This is a genomic window from Paraburkholderia sp. RL18-085-BIA-A, from assembly GCF_046027075.1.
Taxonomy (GTDB): Bacteria; Pseudomonadota; Gammaproteobacteria; order Burkholderiales; family Burkholderiaceae; genus Paraburkholderia.
In genome coordinates this window covers 1-277 of sequence record NZ_JARESU010000708.1, presented here as the reverse complement: position 1 = coordinate 277, position 277 = coordinate 1, and the positions used below count along the sequence as shown (strand labels likewise).

Below are 277 nucleotides of genomic sequence, written 5' to 3'. Positions count from 1 at the left end.
CTGGTATCTGAACGTGACGGTCAAGGTGAAGTCTGCCCGGCCCAACGAAGCCAACCTGGATCTGGGCATCGACCTCGGGCTCAAAACCTTTGCCGGCTTCTCGGACGAACGTCTTCCGAATGTCGACGCGCAGCGCTTCTACCGCGACCTCGAACCCGCGCTCGCCACTGCCCAGCGAGCACGTAAGAAGAGCCGGGTGAAGGCGATCCACGCCAGGATCGCGAACCGCAGGAAGGACTTTCTGCATCAACTCAGCACCCGGCTCGCTCGCGAGTAC

At 62.1% G+C, this 277-nt stretch carries 1 protein-coding gene; it reads left to right on the top strand.

Going from position 1 to position 277, the window contains the following annotated elements; translation table 11 throughout:
- The coding region (locus P0D89_RS54490; protein ID WP_408379936.1) for a transposase at nucleotides 1-277 on the top strand (277 nt) is incomplete at both ends.